General features: G+C 57.5%; 22 protein-coding genes, 1 tRNA gene and 1 pseudogene. 10 read left to right on the top strand and 14 right to left on the bottom strand.

Annotated elements, in window-relative coordinates:
* Positions 1-14: 14 nt before the first annotated feature.
* Genes HU759_RS18305 through murB form a run of 4 tightly spaced genes read left to right on the top strand, consistent with a single transcriptional unit; the run spans position 15 to position 2441 of the window.
* Positions 15-200: a Trm112 family protein gene (locus HU759_RS18305; protein WP_003174668.1), complete on the top strand. Its 186-nt coding sequence runs from the start codon at positions 15-17 to the stop codon at positions 198-200.
* Complete coding sequence (gene kdsB, locus HU759_RS18300; RefSeq protein ID WP_017136562.1) at positions 197-961, top strand: 3-deoxy-manno-octulosonate cytidylyltransferase; 765 nt, start codon at positions 197-199, stop codon at positions 959-961. The genes HU759_RS18305 and kdsB overlap by 4 nt, the downstream gene beginning before the upstream one ends.
* Positions 961-1425: a low molecular weight protein-tyrosine-phosphatase gene (locus HU759_RS18295; protein WP_017136561.1), complete on the top strand. Its 465-nt coding sequence runs from the start codon at positions 961-963 to the stop codon at positions 1423-1425. Before kdsB ends, HU759_RS18295 begins: the two co-directional genes overlap by 1 nt.
* Complete coding sequence (gene murB, locus HU759_RS18290) at positions 1422-2441, top strand: UDP-N-acetylmuramate dehydrogenase (RefSeq protein ID WP_017136560.1); 1020 nt, start codon at positions 1422-1424, stop codon at positions 2439-2441. The genes HU759_RS18295 and murB overlap by 4 nt, the downstream gene beginning before the upstream one ends.
* A 72-nt stretch (positions 2442-2513) precedes the next feature.
* Here murB and HU759_RS18285 read toward each other — a convergent pair whose 3' ends face one another.
* Entirely contained in the window at positions 2514-3185 is a 672-nt protein-coding gene (locus tag HU759_RS18285; RefSeq protein ID WP_058419884.1) for a Bax inhibitor-1/YccA family protein, read from the bottom strand.
* A 152-nt stretch (positions 3186-3337) separates the two neighbouring features.
* On the opposite strand from HU759_RS18285, the gene HU759_RS18280 reads away from it, so the two are divergent.
* A tRNA-Ser gene (locus HU759_RS18280) sits at positions 3338-3428 on the top strand.
* 127 nt (positions 3429-3555) lie between these two features.
* Here the strand turns inward: HU759_RS18280 and HU759_RS18275 are convergent.
* Positions 3556-4620 carry a tyrosine-type recombinase/integrase gene (locus HU759_RS18275; RefSeq protein ID WP_186617683.1) on the bottom strand — a complete coding sequence of 355 codons (1065 nt, stop codon included), beginning with the start codon at positions 4618-4620 and terminating at the stop codon, positions 3556-3558.
* A 4-nt stretch (positions 4621-4624) separates the two neighbouring features.
* The gene (locus tag HU759_RS18270) at positions 4625-4861 is read right to left on the bottom strand and encodes a DUF4224 domain-containing protein (RefSeq protein WP_186617682.1); all 237 of its coding nucleotides are present in this window, start codon (positions 4859-4861) and stop codon (positions 4625-4627) included.
* A 397-nt stretch (positions 4862-5258) separates the two neighbouring features.
* On the opposite strand from HU759_RS18270, the gene HU759_RS18265 reads away from it, so the two are divergent.
* Positions 5259-5642 carry a hypothetical protein gene (locus HU759_RS18265; RefSeq protein WP_186617681.1) on the top strand — a complete coding sequence of 128 codons (384 nt, stop codon included), beginning with the start codon at positions 5259-5261 and terminating at the stop codon, positions 5640-5642.
* Positions 5643-5652: 10 nt separating this feature from the next.
* Here the strand turns inward: HU759_RS18265 and HU759_RS18260 are convergent.
* Both HU759_RS18260 and HU759_RS18255 read right to left on the bottom strand, forming a co-directional pair.
* Positions 5653-6260 (bottom strand): annotated as a pseudogene (locus HU759_RS18260) (hypothetical protein).
* A 4-nt stretch (positions 6261-6264) separates the two neighbouring features.
* Positions 6265-6576, bottom strand: a complete 312-nt coding sequence (locus HU759_RS18255; protein WP_186617680.1) for a hypothetical protein — start codon at positions 6574-6576, stop codon at positions 6265-6267.
* 188 nt (positions 6577-6764) lie between these two features.
* On the opposite strand from HU759_RS18255, the gene HU759_RS18250 reads away from it, so the two are divergent.
* Complete coding sequence (locus tag HU759_RS18250) at positions 6765-7013, top strand: Arc family DNA-binding protein (protein WP_186617679.1); 249 nt, start codon at positions 6765-6767, stop codon at positions 7011-7013.
* A gap of 15 nt (positions 7014-7028) precedes the next feature.
* Here the strand turns inward: HU759_RS18250 and HU759_RS18245 are convergent, their stop codons facing one another.
* On the bottom strand, positions 7029-7658 hold the full coding sequence (locus HU759_RS18245; protein ID WP_186617677.1) for a hypothetical protein: 630 nt from the start codon (positions 7656-7658) through the stop codon (positions 7029-7031).
* Between the two features lie 204 nt (positions 7659-7862).
* On the opposite strand from HU759_RS18245, the gene HU759_RS18240 reads away from it, so the two are divergent.
* Positions 7863-8270, top strand: a complete 408-nt coding sequence (locus HU759_RS18240; RefSeq protein WP_186617675.1) for a hypothetical protein — start codon at positions 7863-7865, stop codon at positions 8268-8270.
* A gap of 1 nt (position 8271) precedes the next feature.
* Complete coding sequence (locus HU759_RS18235) at positions 8272-8817, top strand: hypothetical protein (protein WP_186617673.1); 546 nt, start codon at positions 8272-8274, stop codon at positions 8815-8817.
* A gap of 13 nt (positions 8818-8830) precedes the next feature.
* On the opposite strand, the gene HU759_RS18230 is transcribed toward HU759_RS18235, so the two are convergent.
* Positions 8831-10879 (bottom strand): DNA cytosine methyltransferase, encoded by a 2049-nt coding sequence (locus tag HU759_RS18230; protein WP_186617671.1) that lies wholly within the window; start codon positions 10877-10879, stop codon positions 8831-8833.
* Between the two features lie 76 nt (positions 10880-10955).
* Between HU759_RS18230 and HU759_RS18225 the strand changes: the two genes are divergently transcribed.
* Positions 10956-11675 (top strand): DUF6602 domain-containing protein, encoded by a 720-nt coding sequence (locus HU759_RS18225; protein WP_186617669.1) that lies wholly within the window; start codon positions 10956-10958, stop codon positions 11673-11675.
* Here HU759_RS18225 and HU759_RS18220 read toward each other — a convergent pair whose 3' ends face one another.
* From HU759_RS18220 to HU759_RS18190, 7 genes are all read right to left on the bottom strand, one after another.
* A complete protein-coding gene (locus HU759_RS18220; RefSeq protein ID WP_186617667.1) occupies positions 11676-12545 on the bottom strand; it encodes a hypothetical protein in 870 nt (289 codons plus the stop codon). It abuts the gene before it with no gap.
* A gap of 83 nt (positions 12546-12628) precedes the next feature.
* A complete protein-coding gene (locus HU759_RS18215; RefSeq protein WP_186617666.1) occupies positions 12629-13414 on the bottom strand; it encodes a methyltransferase in 786 nt (261 codons plus the stop codon).
* A gap of 57 nt (positions 13415-13471) precedes the next feature.
* Positions 13472-13798 carry a hypothetical protein gene (locus HU759_RS18210; protein WP_054898958.1) on the bottom strand — a complete coding sequence of 109 codons (327 nt, stop codon included), beginning with the start codon at positions 13796-13798 and terminating at the stop codon, positions 13472-13474.
* A 69-nt stretch (positions 13799-13867) separates the two neighbouring features.
* Positions 13868-14461 carry a hypothetical protein gene (locus HU759_RS18205; RefSeq protein ID WP_186617664.1) on the bottom strand — a complete coding sequence of 198 codons (594 nt, stop codon included), beginning with the start codon at positions 14459-14461 and terminating at the stop codon, positions 13868-13870.
* Complete coding sequence (locus HU759_RS18200; protein WP_186617662.1) at positions 14458-15225, bottom strand: lambda exonuclease family protein; 768 nt, start codon at positions 15223-15225, stop codon at positions 14458-14460. The genes HU759_RS18205 and HU759_RS18200 overlap by 4 nt, the downstream gene beginning before the upstream one ends.
* Positions 15222-16037: an ERF family protein gene (locus HU759_RS18195; protein WP_186617661.1), complete on the bottom strand. Its 816-nt coding sequence runs from the start codon at positions 16035-16037 to the stop codon at positions 15222-15224. The genes HU759_RS18200 and HU759_RS18195 overlap by 4 nt, the downstream gene beginning before the upstream one ends.
* Positions 16038-16044: 7 nt before the next feature.
* Positions 16045-17208, bottom strand: a complete 1164-nt coding sequence (locus HU759_RS18190; protein WP_186617660.1) for a hypothetical protein — start codon at positions 17206-17208, stop codon at positions 16045-16047.
* Positions 17209-17335 lie beyond the last annotated feature (127 nt).

Raw genomic sequence — 17335 nt, 5'->3', positions numbered from 1 at the left:
TCCAGGAAATACTCATGGACACCAAACTGCTCGACATCCTCGCTTGCCCGATCTGCAAAGGCCCGCTCAAGCTCAGCGCCGATAAAACCGAGTTGATCAGCAAGGGCGCCGGCCTGGCTTATCCGATCCGTGATGGCATTCCGGTAATGCTGGAAAGCGAAGCCCGTACCCTGACCACCGATGAGCGCCTGGATAAATGACCACCGCCTTTACCGTTGTCATTCCTTCGCGCTACGCCTCCACGCGCCTGCCGGGCAAGCCGCTGCAATTGATCGGCAACAAGCCGATGATCCAGCTGGTGTGGGAACAGGCCTGCAAAAGCAGCGCCGAACGCGTGGTGGTTGCCACCGATGACCCGCGCATTATCGAAGCCTGCAAAGGTTTCGGTGCTGAAGCGGTGCTGACCCGTGAAGACCACAATTCCGGCACCGACCGCCTGGCCGAAGTCGCCACGCAGTTGGGGTTGGCGCCCGACGCGATCGTGGTCAATGTGCAGGGTGACGAACCCTTGATCCCGCCGTGCGTGATCGATCAGGTCGCCGCCAACCTGGCCGCGCACGGCGAGGCGCGTATGGCGACCCTGGCCGAACCGATCGAAGACATCGACACCCTGTTCAACCCGAACGTGGTCAAAGTGGTCAGCGATATCAATGGCCTTGCGCTGACCTTCAGTCGCTCGACCCTGCCTTGGGCGCGGGATGCGTTTGCCAAACAGCCCGACGTATTGCCCCAGGGCGTACCGTACCGTCGCCATATTGGCATTTATGCCTACCGCGCCGGTTTCCTGCATGACTTCGTCAGCTGGGGGCCGTGCTGGCTGGAAAACACCGAGTCCCTGGAACAGCTGCGTGCCCTGTGGCACGGTGTGCGTATCCACGTGGGCGATGCGCTGGAAGCGCCGCCAGCCGGTGTCGACACCCAGGAAGACCTTGAGCGCGTCCGTCGCCTGCTGGGGGCCTGATGGAGGTTCTGTTCGTCTGCCTGGGTAATATCTGCCGCTCGCCCACCGCCGAAGGTGTGCTGCGCCATAAATTGCGCGAAGCGGGGCTGGCCGGCCAGGTTGAAGTGGCGTCTGCCGGCACGGGTGAATGGCACATCGGCAACCCGCCGGACCAGCGCAGCCAGCGCGCGGCGCTGGTGCGCGGTTACGACTTGTCGGCCCAGCGTGCCCAGCAGGTTTCCCGTGCAGACTTTGCTCGATATGACCTGATCCTGGCCATGGATCACAGCAATCTGCGCAACCTCAAGGCGTTGCATCCTGGCCAAGGTAAAGCCGAGCTGGACTTGTTCCTGCGCCGCTATGACGCCGAGGTGGACGAGGTGCCAGACCCTTACTATGAAGGCGAGCAAGGCTTCGAACGGGTACTGGACCTGATCGAGCGGGCCTGTGATTTATTGGTGATCGAATTGAAGGGGCGGTTATGACCTTGCAAGTGCTTGCGCAGGTATCGCTCAAGCCATTCAACAGCTTCGGCATCGACGTGCGCGCCCAGTGGTTTGCCGAGGCCCGCAGCGACGCCGATGTGCGTGAAGCCCTGGCCTATGCAACGGCGCAGTCATTACCACTGTTGGTGATCGGCGGTGGCAGCAACCTGCTGTTGACCCAGGATATCCAGGCGTTGGTGTTGCGCATGGCCACCCAGGGCGTTCGGGTGCTGCAGGACGACGGTGTAAACGTGGTGGTCGAAGCCGAAGCGGGCGAAGCCTGGCACCCGTTTGTAGTGTGGACCTTGGAACACGGCTTCTGCGGCCTCGAGAACCTCAGCCTCATCCCAGGCACCGTCGGTGCTGCGCCGATGCAGAACATCGGCGCCTACGGTGTGGAGATCAAGGACGTGTTTGCCGGCCTCACCGCCCTGGATCGCCACACCGGCGAGCTGCGCGACTTCAGCCTGCAAGAATGCAACTTCGCCTACCGTGACAGCCTGTTCAAGCACGAAACCGGGCGCTGGCTGATCCTGCGGGTGCGTTTCGCCCTGAGCCGCGCCAGGCACCTCAAGCTCGACTACGGCCCGGTGCAGCAGCGCCTGGCCGGGCAGGGCATCACTGAGGCGACGCCGAGTGATGTCAGCCGTGCCATTTGCAGCATCCGCCGTGAAAAACTGCCCGACCCGGCAGAACTGGGCAATGCCGGCAGTTTCTTCAAAAACCCACTGGTGTCCCATGTGTTGGCGGCTGAGCTGAAGGCGCAGTATCCGGATCTGGTGGCATACCCGCAGGCCGATGGGCAGATGAAGCTCGCCGCTGGCTGGTTGATCGATAAAGCCGGCTGGAAAGGCTTTCGCGACGGCGATGCCGGCGTGCATAAACTGCAGGCGCTGGTGCTGGTCAACTATGGCGCGGCCACTGGGCATGATATTGCCAACCTGGCACTGCGCATCCAGCGTGATATTGCTGAGCGTTTCAAGGTCGATCTGGAAATGGAACCTAACCAGTACTGAGCGTTTGCAATCCCGTGAAAACAAAAATGCCCCGTATCTTTCGATACGGGGCATTTTTTATTGCGCTAGCAATCAGTCATCGCGGCTCATGATGCCGAAGATCTGCAGCAGGCTAATGAACAGGTTGTAGATCGACACATACAGGCTGATGGTCGCCATGATGTAGTTACGCTCACCGCCGTGGATGATGGCGCTGGTCTGGAACAGGATGCACACGGAGGAGAACAGCACAAAACCCGCGCTGATCGCCAGCTGCAAGCCGCTGATCTGGAAGAACATGCCGGCAACCACTGCCGCCAGCAACACGAAGAAGCCTGCGGTAATGAAGCCACCCAGGAAGCTCATGTCCTTACGGCTGATCAGCACGTAGGCCGACAGACCACCAAACACCAGGGCCGTCATGGCAAATGCCGAGCTGACCACTTCCGCGCCGCCGGCCATGCCGAGGTAACGGTTGAGGATCGGGCCAAGGATAAAGCCCATGAAACCGGTCAGGGCAAACGCCGACACCAGGCCCCAGGCCGAGTCACGCAGTTTGTTGGTCAGGAAGAACAGACCATAGAAACCAATCAGCACGACAAAGATATTCGGGTAGCCGACGCGCATCTGCTGCGCCACATACGCCATTACGCCGCTGAACGCGAGGGTAAGGGCGAGCAAGCCGTAGGTGTTGCGCAACACGCGGCTGACTTCAAGCTGCTCAGCCTGCGCGTTACCATTCAGTGCGTAATTCTGTTCGCGCATGGCGACACTCCTTCAGTTTTGAAACATTCAGTCGCAAGGATCATAACAGACGCTCTGTAACAAGCCATGGCAAGAGTTTGACAGTGTGTTTCATTCGGGTATTATGGCGCCCGCTGACACGGGATGGGCTATCATAATCCTGTGAAGCAAAAGGGAAATTGGCAGAGTGGTTGAATGCACCGGTCTTGAAAACCGGCGGACGTTAATAGCGTCTCCAGGGTTCGAATCCCTGGTTTCCCGCCAAGATTTACACGAAAGCCCCGCGAAAGCGGGGCTTTTGCGTTTCTGGTGTTTGGTCTAGTCATCAGCTTAGAGGCTGATCGTTTCCGCATCATTTCAGGCAGTTTCCGCAACTCGTTGCAAATTGCGGTCACCGAGTTGGCTTCACGATCTCTCCGACACGTCGATAAACTGTTTCGGTTATCCGCTTGTCCGTGTGTCCTAACAGTCGGCTTGCATCACCCAGGTCGAGGATCTCGCTTGCCGCTTTCGGGCGAATATCACGGAATTGGAATTGGCGAATGCTGGCCGCCAACACCCCGTCGCCTTTCTCTTTGGCGGTTGCGATAGCCTTGTCGCGTGCGTCGTCGAAGCGAAGGCGAAGCATGTGCTTGGTAACCTGCCGGCCATCTTCGGTGATGATCAGGTATGGGTTTCGGACACTGCGTGTTCGGCGCTGCTCGATGAGCCGCTCTACCAGCGCGCCGAGATCGTTTAGCACCCCAGAAGCGGTCAGGCGTATGCGCAGTTTTTTGGATGTCTTGCCTTGGGCAACCTGCAGGAACTCGTTCACTGCATCAGCCTCCCTCATCGATAGCACGTCCGCTGGGCGCTGGCCGGTTAAATAGGCCAGGTCCATTGCATCACGTAGCTCCGACGCCGCGACCGCGTAGACAGCGCTCCAAATTTCTTCGGTTGCATAAAAGTCGCGAGGCGCTTCTTTGTTCTTGCGCACGCCGGCGGCAGGGTTGTTTTCGGTGAGACCCCACTCGCGCGCGATGTTGTAAATGTGTGACAGCAACGATATTTCCCGGTTGGCGCGTACCTTCGCTGTGCGGCCGTCTCGGTACTGCGCGATGATCTGCGGTGTCACCGCGTCAATGGGCGCATCGCTGAAGGCTTTGCGCAGCTGCTTTAGGCTGAGCAAGTTATCGCTCTGCGTCTTCGGCGCTTTGCCGGGGATGATCTCTCGCTCGTAGCGGTCGAATACCTGGCCCAGGAGAGCATTCTTCTTCGGGACTGGCTTGCAATCGAGCTTTGCCCACTCAGCTTTGGCTATATCCAAATCACCCCCGAGCGGGATTTCCACCCGCTTCCCGTCCTCATTCCTCCCGTCGTAGTAATACCCAACCCACTCTTTACCGCCTTTCAGCGTGCGCACACGCCGAATCATTCGCGGCGGCAGGTCCCTGTTTGCCGCCTTTTTTGCTCGCATCGATTTATCCTACTTTTGACAGATCCAGTGACCAGGCTTCGGCCGCGACATTCTCTGCTGATGGTTTTACGCCTGCCAGTTTCATGCGGGCGTAGACGCGGCCTACTACCGGTCGGCGCGCGCGGGTCAGCAAATACTTCCAGCCGTTTCGATTGAGCCAGGCGATCTGGCCTGACGGGATCATGTAACCGGTGATTGCCGCGATCTCTTCCTCGGCAAGGGTTTCGCTTTGAATTTCCATAGTGGTGTCCTTGCCGCGCTGGGCGGCAGAAGTTGTGTTGCCGGTAGCTGGCGACCTTTGGTTCTATTCAGAATTGCATCCGTAGCAGAAGGAGGCGTTGTTCGAGAAAACCTCTGATTCTTGGAGGCTAGAATTTGTTAACTCTGAACAAATGTGGCGGATCGTATTGTTTGTGAAGTTGCGGAGTAGTCTCTGGTTGCCTGCTCAGTATTTGAATCTTCGACTCCCCAATTCACTTTTCAGATACTGAGCAGGCACCTTGCCGCTCACCGGCAGGCATGTAGTGGGGTTACATTTCGATAACAGTTCAGCAAGTGACAGCGCGGAAGTGTTTCGCCGAAAATTTGATATTCGGTCGCGCTGAGGCAGCCTAAGCATCTGAGCGGGCAGTTATTTATTGCTCGGCTATCTGGTCAGGCTACTCAATGAGGAGGTGTTTGCAGTGTTCAAGGGATACATCGTTGCAATGTTGGCCGTCGCCATATCAACGTTGGTGGCAGCTGAGGAACTACCGCAAGGGCCGTTGCTTCAGCGCTTTGGTGATGCCATTAATGAGTTGCCCAAACCAGCATCGCCCCCAGAGGCAAAAGCTACTCCACGCGAATTGCGCATCGAAGGCCAAGAGGCGCTCAATCACCCTGGCAGACCCGCCATGCGCGATATGGAAAAAACTGGCAATCCAAGCATCGACAACATGCATGCGCGTGATAGAGATGCCTGTAGAAGAGTTCAAGCGGCAGCATTAGGGCAGGGAAGAGGTTTGAGTTTGGTTTGTGAGTAAGAGGGGGCTACTAAGATAATAGTGTCACCCGCTTGAACTCGACCACCCAGACCCACGGGTTGGTTTCCCACGACTCGGTGCCGTTGATCGAAGTCCAGAGATCCCGGAAAGCGAAACCGGCGGGTCGATCCACGCCGGTGACTTGGAACGCCTCAACTGCGCTAGTGCATGCGCCCTCGGCCTTGGCCTGGTCCTCGGTGATGTCCTGCAGCCGCTCGACGCGCACGGCGGTGATCTCCAGCAGGATGCGGCACGCAACCCGAGGCATGTGGATGCTGGGTTTGTACTTCAGGCCGAAGTCCTTCCTCGCCTCGTCGCTGTGTGACCCAGGTCGGAAGCGTAGGCGTAGCGCTGGAGCGGGCCGTCCGGGTCTGGGCGATGCTTGACACCGGTGCCGCGCAGATCGATGAAAGTCTCACGCATCCACAGCCGATCGCCGGGCTGGCCATGCGGGCAAAGGTCATTGGCTCTGTCGGCCACGAACTCGGGGGTGAAATCAATCAACCACTTCGAGGCGGCGCCTTTGACTGGCCGGCGCGTGACTGTCTTCCGGCCTTCTAGGATGGCGCGCACCATCGGCGCCGAGAACAGGATGGGGCGTTCTTTGACTGCGATCATGGATTCACTCCGTGCCCATCAGATAAGTGGGCTCAGTTGCTTCTGCCAGCCAGTCGCGGAGACAGCCGCATTCGGCGTGCGTCGGATCCTCATCAGTCCACTGCCGGTCGAGCATAGTTTCGCTGGTCAGCTCGACGTCCCAGTCTGCGTATTCGGCAGGGTCATCGCCGTTCATCTCTGCCAGCACACGCCGGGCTTCGTCTTCGCTGGTTGCTGCTACCCAGTCTTGATCGCCGACGCTGTAGCAGCGCAGATCAGGGCGTGCAGGTTGTGGACCGTTCAGTTCGAACTCAGCGCTTTGGTTTTCTGTGGTCATGACTTCGTCCTTGCCGCTATAGCGGCTGACTTTGAAAGGGGAGGGGTTAGGGGGCTAAACAGAGGGTGATCTGAGGATGAGGAGTCAGACAGTCAGGGAAAAATCATTTCCATTTTAAGAAAACTCCTACAGTTTTCGGTCTGGCGATATTCATATGATATTTCTTCTTTGAATTAGCAGAGCGCAACATGCCTAACAATCTTGAGGCTTTTATCGTCCGCCTCCCACGCCACCTTCATGCGAAAATCAAAGCCACAGCAAAGGCAGACAGACGAAGCATGAACAATGAAATTGTCGGGAGGCTAGAAAGGTCTTTTGAGTCGGATCGGTTAAATGATGCAGAGGACAGCATCAACATTCTGCTGCTGCAGCAAATCGAGCGGCTAGAAAAGAAAATCAAAGCTTATGAGCGCGCTTGTAGCTATTCAGAGGTGTGAGTTTCCTCGCGCTGCTCATATATCCTCCCGCGCTACCAGATCATGGGCATTCACAACAGGCTTCGGCGTGTAGGTCAGCGTGCCGTCGAGGATCGCTTCTTTGATGGCGTTGAACTCCCAGGCGTAGTGCTGGGATTCGACGTAGACGCGCATGCCTTCGCGGTAGTCGTGCTTCTTGCGCTTGATGAACGCTTCGGCTGCAGCATGGGTGAGGTGAGCGTTGATATATTCCCAGCGTTCATCCCATCCGGTGACGGTATGATCTTCCAGCTCGCCAAGGACATACCACTGATCCGACTCGTCGGCTTTCATGAACTGGCACTCAGACCAATCCTGCATCTTTTTATTGAGCTGGCTTTTCTGGTAGCTGGAAAGGTCGCTCCAGTACTTTTTTATCGAGTAGGCGGCTGATTCACCGCTATCCCAATAAACCATGCGTTGTTCGGTGTAGTCCATGTCGAGCCCGCAGACGATGCGGCGCGCTTCGACAATAAAGATGGCGGCAGCCGTGCAGTGATCTCTGACACGTTCGCCGTTGCAGTCGTAGCGCAGGCGGGTCACGAAGTCGGCCCAGGTAGCAGCGTCGAGGCGGTGACCGGTTGCCAGGCTCGGCACGGGCTCAGCGATTTGGTGTTCTTCAGGCATGCCGGGTTCCTTGCCGCTATAGCGGCTGACTTTGAAGGGGGAGGGGCGAAAACTATTGGAGTGCCTTTTTAAACGTGTAAAAACAAGGCGCGCCAAAAAGTGTTCGTGAAAGCGCATCGCCTCGCGGGATATTTATTGCGTGCTGGCACATTGCATGTATATTTTCGCGCAGGAGATTTCCATCTGGACTGGGAGAAAAATTAAATGTCTGAGAAAAAAAATGATGCTGCGGAGCTCTGGGAGCAATTTATGGCGGCTACTAAAGCATCGAAAGCTGCCCCCGTTTCGGGCCTTTCAGTGCCGCCACCACTCCCACCGATACCGCAACTTGTCCCTGCTAGTCCTACCGTTAAAGGGTTGTGGTATAACCAGAAAGTTATAAAGTTAGATGGGTGGGTATTTGATTCATGTCGTTTCGACAACTGCAAACTCATAATTGAAACTCCTAACTTTGAGTTGAAGAATTGCTACTTGGACGATACTAATATCATCGAGGTGAAAGGCAAGCTCGTGAACGTCGTAAAGTTCTTAAATATGCGTGGTGATTTGTCTGATCATCCAAGCTACTTGCCTGTACATAATGAAGATGGAACTGTGACGATTGGGGGTTAAGATGGAACTTAAAGCGGCTGCGACAGTGGACGTATCCCCGAAGGGTGGGCAGATAGCAATTTTTTTGCTGTTAGCATTTAGCGCGATATCATTTGGTGCTTCAGTTTGGTTATACATGGGTCAGAAGCCATTTATACTTCCGTTGGCCGGATCAATCGTATTTCTCTTAATTGGAAGTTTTTTTTGGATCGTATCTCATAGGAATGAGTCGCTGAAGAGCTCCCATCCTTTCACGCTCAATTTAGGCGAGGGAGAAAAATCTTTAGTGATAAGCGCTGACGCAAGATCAATGCCTGCGATTAATTATATTAAAAGCATGCTTGATTATTACTCTACTGTTTTTCATCGTGCTCCATTACCGGTTGCAAGTGGTATGATAGATGATAAAGGCCAGCCTATTTCTGGAACTGAGTCAGAAGCGCAGGCAGTTACCGATAAGGCACACGAGCTGGCTCAGCAACAATGCGATGCGCTAGTAAGGAGTAATGATTTTCAAGGTGGAGATAGTAATGCTCAGGCTTCGCCGATAGTTTCCAACTTGGTATAAAAAACTGCAGCAATTATGCCGCGTTTGATTTTCGCATTTCGACTCCCCACGGATCGTTGGCCCTCGCCAGCGCGGCCATCGGCGGCGGACTGACGCTGTTGCCGCACATGTGCACCTGCTGAGTCTTAGTGAACGGTTTGCCGTCGGCACCGTGGCTGATGATGTAGTCAGCCGGGAAGCCCTGGGCCTTGTACAGCTCGGCCGGCTTCAGCATCCGCAGGCAGATATCGACGATTGCGTAGGGCGTTCCCTTGACCATCACGGTGACCATGGCCAGGCGGTCCTTGGTGGTTATCGTCGGCGCCGGAGAGTCGCATGCGCTGATGTTCTCGGTACCGTAGTAGCTGATCAGGAAGGCGGCAACGCGCAGGGCGCCCGCTTCATGCTCTGGAGAGAGGGTGAGCGACACAAGCGAGCTCTTGCCACCGCCGCCGGCTGTGATGGTCGGCGCCGGCTCTTCCAGGCCCTGGCCAATGCTGCCGCCGAATGCCCGCTCCATGAATGCGCTGGCCAACCCGTGGTGCTGGCCGCCGGCGCTGATGGTGTGCAGGGGATCATTTACGTCCCGGGCATCGCAGTTGCCGCGCAAGTGCACCAGGTTCGCCGCCACCAGCTGCTGCTGGCTGCCGGTGTTGGTCACCGTGGTCATGGGTTCGTGCATGCCCTTGGCGTGCGTGGTGTTGAATCCGCCATTGGCCTGGATCATCACCGCGGCGCTGACGGATTGCCCGCCGCCGCTGGCAGTGACAGTGCCGATCGGGCCGCAGATGTCGTTCACCCCGTGGGATCGGCGTTTGTTCGCGCCAGAACCTTCCCCGTGACCGGCCTGGACGATGCAGGCGGAAGCCAGAGCTCGGTGGTTCTGGGTCATCAGCGTGCCCACCGGCTGGTCCATGCCCACCGGCTTTCCTGAGTACTCCGGGCCACCGGCCCCAACCATCAACGGGCTGATCAGCGTCAGCTCGCCGCGGTTTGCGCAGGTCACTGTCGGCAGCGGTTCGAGTGGGTCGTTGATTCGGTCGCTGCCCTGGTGCGTTGCCGGTGCGATGATAGGGCTGACCACCGAGAAGGCGCCGCCCTTTGGGTAGGAGGTGATGGTGCGCAGCGGCTCGTCGGCCGATTGCACAGTCTCGCCTGACCAGTTGGCAATCGGCACAATGAATGGTGCCGCGCTATCGATGACGAACTTCCTCATGCCCTTGGCAACGCGCCGCAGGGTGGCCGGGGCCAGGTCTTTCTTGCGGCCGAAGATGCTTTTACCCAGGTCGCTGAAGTCGATACAGTCAGCGGCGGTTTTCCACTTCTGCTGGCCCTTGGCGGGGTTCTTGGCGTGGGTCGGCTCGGGCCAAACGATTGGCTGGCCGTCGCACCGGGCGATCATGAACAGGCGTTCCCGGCTGGTCGGCGCGCCGAAGTCGCAGGCCTTGATGACTTTCCATTCAACGACGTAGCCCATGCCCTCGAGCAGGGCCACGAAGCGGCGCCAGGTCCGGCCGCGCTGCTTCGGGTCAGGGATTAGGAACTGCTGGCCCACCGGCACAACCTCACCAGGTGCAGCAATCTCGCCGCCGAGCTTGACCACGCGGCCTGTGGCCTTGTCGCGCTTGGCGATCAAGCGGCCCCATTGCAGGATCTGTTTCACGTTCTCCAGGCTGATCACCCGAGGCCGCTTCATGCCTGCCCACTTTAGGCCGATCCATGAAAGGTTGCGGATCTCGCGCTTGCGCGGCTGGCCGCCGGCCGCCTGGGAGTGGTGGGTGCAGTCCGGCGACATGTGGAACCAGCCCACGGCCTTGCCTCCGCACTCGGTGTCTGGATCACCTTCGAACACGTCGGTAGTGAAATGCTGGGCGCCGGGGTGGTTAACGGTGTGCATGCTGATCGCTTGCGGGCTGTGGTTCTTCGCGACGTTCACCGCGCGGCCCAGGCCCATTTCCAGCCCGGTACCGGCGCCGCCACCACCACAGAAGAAGTCGACAACGATCTCATCGTCCTGAGGGTTGAAGCCGAGTCCGTATTGGGTTTTGAAATCGAAGGGGTGTTTCTTCTGGTGTGCGGACATAGGGGATCCTCGCCGGCTGGCGTGATTTATCGTTTTAGGGTAAAGAGTTACGAAGTTAACAAGGAGCGAGGGCAAGATGGCACTATTCGAAAAGCTATTTCGGGCAAAAATACAAGAGCTAAGAACGATGTTCTTAGCAACTGGAGGGCTAGATCATAATGGTGAGAAGGGGAGTTTTAGAGAAACTTTTGTCAAGGAGCTAATTCAGCTTTTTTTACCAATTCAGTTTGGAGTTGGTTCGGGTGTGATCATCGATCTTTGGGGGCGACAAAGCCCTCAGGTTGACCTCCTAATATATGATCGCAGAACAATGCCTCCAATTTTGGAAACTGATGGGCGCGGTATTTATCCATTTGACTCGGTTCTTCGAGTGTTGGAGGTGAAAAGTAGTTTAGATGACAGAGGTCTTAAACAGTTTTCCGAGTTGCTTTGGAGATTAAGTCCTAAAAATCCGCATGGATTGAAAATGTCTCAGGTAGGAAATCTTGAAAATGGTAAGATGTTTTATCCGCTTTGCTGTTTGTTTGGCTTTGGATCTAAATTAAAGACTTTGCCCGAAAGGTGTAGGGCCGATAAAAATATATCGATTAGCTCAAATATGGTGTTTGTCGATGGTGTTGGATTATTCAACCCATCTTTTCCAGCGTTTATGACTTTTGAAGATTATGACTTTGGAGTTAGCATGTTTATAGGGTGGCTCCTCGAAACTATTGTAGAGACTGCAAATTCAAGGGCTGAATACAATCCACAACCTTGGCTATTAACTATCGGCAATTTGGGCGAGACTTCGCGTTAGTCAATCTCCGCAGAAGCAGTCAATGTCTTCAGCGAGATAGTCAAAATCGAAGTCGGTCTGTCGTGAGCGCTGCTCGGCAGACCAGCCCATCGTCTTGTAGTCGGCGCGATCCTGTCGGAAAACCTGGCCGAACCGCTCCTCAGTACCTGACCACCAGATCACCCGTGACGGGTCATCCATGATGGTCCTGATCAGCTTGCCTTCGTTCTTCTTCCAGCACAGGTCGCAGTTTCCGAAGTCTGAATCCATGCCGAGGTCGAACGGTTGGTCCGCCCAGAAGTCGGCGACGCCTTCCTTCGTGATGCCGGCGGTGTAAGAGGGGCAAAGGTTGTCCCAGCGGGTGCCGCCGCGTTCGTTGGCGGCCATCATGCGGTGATAGCGCTTAGGCTCGTCGTAGCGGATGCCGACAACGCAATCCCATTCGTCGTAGCCCAGGGCGCGCATGTGCTTCTCGCCGATCTTCACCTTTAAATAAGCGGTGCACATGTTGTTCGAGAAGTTCGGCAACACCGGCGGTAGGTTCTTCACATCTTTCCGGTATGCCGCGTAATACTCGAGCATCATCGTGAATGGCTCGCCGTTGCGGCTGGCGGTCTCAAAATCAACCAGCTTGTACCAAGGCGCGTCATCCGGCTGACCGTACACACGGCACCACTCCATCCAGACGATTGCTACGTTCCAGCGCTTTGCAATTTGGTCGATGAACACCAGCGTTTCCTCGCGTTCCTTACCGGTGTTCTGGAAAAACAGGTGCACGTCCGGGGGCAGGCTGCCGCCGTGCGCTTCGAGGATCTTGTAGACCATGTGCCCGCTAGTGCGACCACCGCTGATGCCGATCTGAGCCGGGCCGGTGATCAGGTAGGGATTCATAATTGCTCCAGACAGCCGATTGCCTCGCCGGCTGGCGTGATTCGTTGATATGGGGTATTACGGGTGACCGGCATGGAGCCGGATCAGGCTGCGTCGAACAGGCTCAGCTGCGATTCAGCGATGACAGGGACAGCGGCTTCCAGCTCTTCATCCTTGCCGAACTCGCAGATCACGATTTCGCACATCGGACTCACGCCTTTCCATTCATCCAAGTAGGTCGAGGTGTCGATGCCACAGTTCATTCCGAGCTCAATGCCGGTCTGTTCAATGAACTTTTGGCACTCCTTGTCGATTTCTACGCTATAGGTCTGGCGACCTGAATACCGGAATGGAGCAGATGTTTGCGGGACGATGAAAGTGCCCCAGTCGGCGATACGGCTCGCCAATTCGATCACCTTGTATTCGAATTTTGCGCCACTGTAGGAGCCCTCAAATACAGATCCTGTCTTGATGGCACCGAACGGAGGATTGGAAATCGCCCAGGAAAATCGGCCAACATCACCGATGCTGAAAACGTCGGATACGATCCACTCGGCTTCAGGCATGACACGCCTGCCCACCTCGGCATATTCAGGGTTCTGCTCAACGCAAACGATTCGCTTGGCGCTGTGCATGCAGGCGAATGAAAGACGGCCGATTCCGGCGCATAGGTCGATAATCGAATCGCACTCAGCAACCTCAATCGAGAGATCGCGAGCCAACCCTTCTGGCGTGAAGAAAGCGCCGGCCAGGCCGTTCATGTTCGTGGCACCCTCATGGAAGTTTTCGAGGATGAACAAGCGATCATCGAGACTGAGGCGTTTATCGCTCTTCACCAGGTCGAGCGCCTGGTTGTGTCGCTTGGCGGCTTCCTTTGGAATTTTCGCCATGGATTATCTCCAGTCAGGCGCCGCCCTCCGGTTACCGGATGCAGCGAGTAGGGTGGGTTATGCGGGTTCGATGATCTCGTCGCCCGGGTCTTTCTGGATGGCGAGCAGGCTTTTATTGCGGAATTCCCGCGCCACGTTTTGCGATATCTCTATTTCGTGGCGCGGCGGATTCAGTAGAGGCTGGCACTTCGCAGCGCCCATAGCGTGAAGGTGATGAATCATCAGCGTCATCGCCTCGCCCTGCTCAGTAATGCCTGACCACTCCATCAGGTCGGCCAGAGCCTGTCGGGTACCGGGGCGAACTCTGAGCCTCAACTCCTCTTCGGCAAGTGCCACACGCTTCCTGGCGGTTTTCGCCGAGCGCTCCTGCACAGTCTTGGCCATGGCCTACCTCTTCTATTCCGCTGGCCGGCAGTGCGAGCCAGGTTTGACGTTTGCGTTGCTGGATGCGGGCTATGCGGCGCATGAAGTCTTGCCCTGGCGCGCTTTGGGGTAGTCGATGCCGTGGGCCGCGATGATCCGCTCGAAGGCCTTGTTGCTGATCGCCAGTTTGCCGCAACACTGGCGCCGGGTGATGCCCAGTTCCAGGAAGGCGCGAATCCGCTCGGCGTACTTCGCGTCGCGCTCTTTATCAATGCCGTGGTGCACCAGGTTTCGCGCGCCGCCCCGGGTTGGCGCCTTGAACGTGATGTCGTACCGCGCGGCATGGTTGTAGATGAGCCGTCGGCTTACACCAAGTGCAGCAGCGACTTCGGTCTGGGTGTGCGTGACGCCGAACTGGCGTATCTGCTCAACCAGCTTGAGGCGGGCCTGGGTGCGGATGTCGTCTTTGTCGAGGGGCAGGGGAGCCGCTTCAACCCGCCGCCGAACAAACGGCTTCGGCGGCGGCGGCATCTGGTTGCTGTAGGTGATGGGCTTGGGCTTGTAGCCGATGGGCGCCGCTTCTTCGATCTGGCCGCCGCTGGCCAGGAATTCGGCGACCTGGGCCGCCAGTTCGTCCGAGGCCGGGCGCAGCGCCTCGACCAGGCTGAGGTGGTTGCTGATCATGCTGCTTTACTCCTGAGCGCCGCCTCGTACCCGTCGACCAGCAGCTTGAATTCCCAAAGGTCTTCTTCGAGGCTTTCGATATAGTCGTTATCCCGCTTGAACTCTTTCCACCAGAGCTGGCGGCCCACCGGCTTCAACAGCGGGCAGTACATCCCGATGTGCCACCACTTGCGGTCGGTTATCCACATGCAGCCCTGCACCTGGTCAATCACCTCGCTGGCATCGTTGTCGATGTGAAAGGATCGAAGCTTGTCGGGCGCCAGGAAGCACTTGTATTCCGAGCCGCCGTCGTCGCCGATGAATCCATCCGCGCTGGCGCCGAACACGCCGTCGTCCGTTTTTACCAATCCGACCTGGGTGACGATGAGCCCGGTCTGGATTTCGTGCTCCATTCGCGCTTCGGGTTCCAGTTCGTGCCCCCGGCGCATTTGCCAAGTCTCGAACCCACCATCTAGCGGAGCGCCGCCGATACGTTCGACCGCCAGCTCAAAGGCGTACGACAGGGCGGCATTCGACGGTTCGCCAACCTTCTCGCCGTCCAGTGCGCGCAACACAACTTCAGCCCTTGGCGCGGCCTTGTAACCGGCCAATTCTCGCGAGCGGGCCTCGCTGTGTCCGTTCAGCATCGCATTCACATAGGTTTGCTGCTGCGAGGTCAGTCCGTTCACCTTGGAGCGGGCCGTGCTGAACATGCTTGCGGTGATGACGCCGGCGCGGGCCTGCAGCCACTCGGCAGAGCCTTGCGTGCAACTGACAATAATCATTGGCTTGCTCCTTCTTGAGGCGCGGCGCTGAGTTGTGAGCCGCGAGTGGTAACGGCGACTTTCAAAGCCTCGTAGAGGTCGGTCGCTGTCTTATTGTCGGTGGCTTTCAGGTCCTGAGAGGCCTTGACGCCCGCTTGCCAGATTGCCGTGAGCGACTCTTTGGAGTCAGCGGCGTAGGCTTTTGGGATCCATTCGTTCATCAGCTCCCCAAGGCTTTGAGGTTGGCCCTCGTCGCCGTTGCCGTCGTTATCCTCGTTAGTCAGCACGACGTTGAAGATCATCATCGTCAGATAGCGTCGGGCATAACTGAAGGTTGAGCCGCTTGCGTGAACACCCGTCTTGTTTACGCTTCCCTTGATGCCGGCCGAGTCGATTGGCAGGTCGACGTGGTAGGTCTTTGTGTGCCCGGCCTCATGCATGCAGTCGCATACGGTGCGGATGTGGCCAACCAACGGGCTATCACCGGTTCCAAACGACAGTGAAAACCCGTGGAGCGTGTAGACCGGGGAAATCTTGCGATCAATCGACTCAAGCGCGGCATAAGCGCTATTCGTTTGGGCGTTAAACTTGTCACGAAACACCGGGCCTATTTCAGCTTGGGCGCGGACCATAGCGGCGTTGAAGGCTGCCGCCGCCGTACGATCTGTGTGGCGCTCGTACATCTCCATCATCTTCTGCATTTTGTCTGCATCGAATGCCGGGTCGGTTGCGGCCCGCTGGATCATTGTCAGCATCGCGGTTGATTCGTTGGTGGCCGCCGGGCTGGCGACCTGCCGAGTCTCGGTGCGCTCGGCCAGGGCTGAGTTAGTCATGGCAACCTCAGAATTGAATGGATACGTTCGGCACTTCGCCGCGGGCGATCTTCAAGACGATGGCTTTGGCCAGCTCTTCGCTGATGTTCATGTCGATCAACGCTTGCTTGGCCTCGCCCAGGATTTTCGACTTGTGCGCGACGTCAGCCTGGCGCACCTGCTGCTGTCGCAGGATTTCGTCTGCCGCTGCGTTCGCCCGGGCAACCTCAGCCAGTCGAGCCTGCTCCACGGCTTCCTCTTGTCGGCGGATGGCCGCGAGTCGGTCTTGCTCGGCGCGCTGCTCGGCAGCCAAGCGGCTTGCTTCGGCCTGTGCAGCTGCTGCGCGGGACTGTTCGGCTTGCAGCTCCAGTTGCAGGCGCTGGCGTTCGGCGGCAGCCTCTGCATCCAGTGCGGCCTGTGCGGCGGCGCGCTTAGTGGCGGCCGCCTGGTCCAGCAGTTCCTGTTCACGCCGTGCGGCAGCTTCGCGCTCTGCCTGGGCCTGCTGCTCGGCCTGGAGCCGGGCCTGTTCGGCGGCTACCCGTGCAATCTCTGCATCGCGGTCGCGCTGGGCCTGGGCTTCGGCGGCGGCACGCAGGCGGGCCAGCTCTTCCTGCTCGGCTTCATACTGGATGCGCTCATTGAGCAGGGTGCGCAGCTTCGCCAAGGTCTGGTCCTTCGCCTGGGCGGCTTCGGCCAGGAACTCTTCCCAAGCATCGTTGATTTCAATGGCTTCGAGGTCGGCGATCAACTGGGTAACTATGGACGCCGAAGGTGTTTCGCCGAACAGCGCCATACCCTTGATCTGCTGGATGCCTTCGTTGTGCTTGGCAACCCGCGCATGTTCGGCCGCCTGCCAATCATCCAGCGGCTGCCGCACCTCCTTCTGCCATGACTCCAGCGTGTCCCATACACGCTTGCGTTCGGCGTCGATCAGCTTCGGGATCTCCTTTTGCTTTGCGGAAATCTCTTTGCCTACCGCTTCAAGTGCGTTTTTCGATTTTGCGATCTGGTGCGCCATCGATGCATAAGCTTTGCGGCCTTTGTCCGTTTTCAGGTCGGGAAGCACTTTTTTGAATTCGTCTACCTTCGCGCGGACCTGCTGAAGCCACGGGTCAAGTCCCTTAACGGTGCTGAATACGGTCAACGCTGTTTCTTTCGGCGGTACGACTGCCAGTTCGGTTTCTGCGGACATGAGGAATCCTTGCCGCGATGCTCGCAGCGATTGAAGGTGTTGGTTATTGAGTGATTCGATCAGCGAGTGCGCTGAGCAACATCAGGAAGGTGCAGACGAAAAGGGCAGAGAAAGAGCCGCGCCAGAT

It is taken from the genome of Pseudomonas sp. OE 28.3, from assembly GCF_014268205.2.
GTDB classification, from domain to species: Bacteria; Pseudomonadota; Gammaproteobacteria; order Pseudomonadales; family Pseudomonadaceae; genus Aquipseudomonas; species Aquipseudomonas edaphica.
This window is presented reverse-complemented; position numbering and strand designations above follow the sequence as displayed.

Bases quoted from the DNA above. Each gene is read 5' to 3' on its own strand.
- HU759_RS18305 (WP_003174668.1), top strand. From the start codon at position 15: ATGGACACCAAACTGCTCGACATCCTCGCTTGCCCGATCTGCAAAGGC.
- kdsB (WP_017136562.1), top strand. From the start codon at position 197: ATGACCACCGCCTTTACCGTTGTCATTCCTTCGCGCTACGCCTCCACG.
- HU759_RS18295 (WP_017136561.1), top strand. From the start codon at position 961: ATGGAGGTTCTGTTCGTCTGCCTGGGTAATATCTGCCGCTCGCCCACC.
- murB (WP_017136560.1), top strand. From the start codon at position 1,422: ATGACCTTGCAAGTGCTTGCGCAGGTATCGCTCAAGCCATTCAACAGC.
- HU759_RS18285 (WP_058419884.1), bottom strand. From the start codon at position 3,185: ATGCGCGAACAGAATTACGCACTGAATGGTAACGCGCAGGCTGAGCAG.
- HU759_RS18275 (WP_186617683.1), bottom strand. From the start codon at position 4,620: ATGCGAGCAAAAAAGGCGGCAAACAGGGACCTGCCGCCGCGAATGATT.
- HU759_RS18270 (WP_186617682.1), bottom strand. From the start codon at position 4,861: ATGGAAATTCAAAGCGAAACCCTTGCCGAGGAAGAGATCGCGGCAATC.
- HU759_RS18255 (WP_186617680.1), bottom strand. From the start codon at position 6,576: ATGACCACAGAAAACCAAAGCGCTGAGTTCGAACTGAACGGTCCACAA.
- HU759_RS18250 (WP_186617679.1), top strand. From the start codon at position 6,765: ATGCCTAACAATCTTGAGGCTTTTATCGTCCGCCTCCCACGCCACCTT.
- HU759_RS18245 (WP_186617677.1), bottom strand. From the start codon at position 7,658: ATGCCTGAAGAACACCAAATCGCTGAGCCCGTGCCGAGCCTGGCAACC.
- HU759_RS18240 (WP_186617675.1), top strand. From the start codon at position 7,863: ATGTCTGAGAAAAAAAATGATGCTGCGGAGCTCTGGGAGCAATTTATG.
- HU759_RS18235 (WP_186617673.1), top strand. From the start codon at position 8,272: ATGGAACTTAAAGCGGCTGCGACAGTGGACGTATCCCCGAAGGGTGGG.
- HU759_RS18230 (WP_186617671.1), bottom strand. From the start codon at position 10,879: ATGTCCGCACACCAGAAGAAACACCCCTTCGATTTCAAAACCCAATAC.
- HU759_RS18225 (WP_186617669.1), top strand. From the start codon at position 10,956: ATGGCACTATTCGAAAAGCTATTTCGGGCAAAAATACAAGAGCTAAGA.
- HU759_RS18220 (WP_186617667.1), bottom strand. From the start codon at position 12,545: ATGAATCCCTACCTGATCACCGGCCCGGCTCAGATCGGCATCAGCGGT.
- HU759_RS18215 (WP_186617666.1), bottom strand. From the start codon at position 13,414: ATGGCGAAAATTCCAAAGGAAGCCGCCAAGCGACACAACCAGGCGCTC.
- HU759_RS18210 (WP_054898958.1), bottom strand. From the start codon at position 13,798: ATGGCCAAGACTGTGCAGGAGCGCTCGGCGAAAACCGCCAGGAAGCGT.
- HU759_RS18205 (WP_186617664.1), bottom strand. From the start codon at position 14,461: ATGATCAGCAACCACCTCAGCCTGGTCGAGGCGCTGCGCCCGGCCTCG.
- HU759_RS18200 (WP_186617662.1), bottom strand. From the start codon at position 15,225: ATGATTATTGTCAGTTGCACGCAAGGCTCTGCCGAGTGGCTGCAGGCC.
- HU759_RS18195 (WP_186617661.1), bottom strand. From the start codon at position 16,037: ATGACTAACTCAGCCCTGGCCGAGCGCACCGAGACTCGGCAGGTCGCC.
- HU759_RS18190 (WP_186617660.1), bottom strand. From the start codon at position 17,208: ATGTCCGCAGAAACCGAACTGGCAGTCGTACCGCCGAAAGAAACAGCG.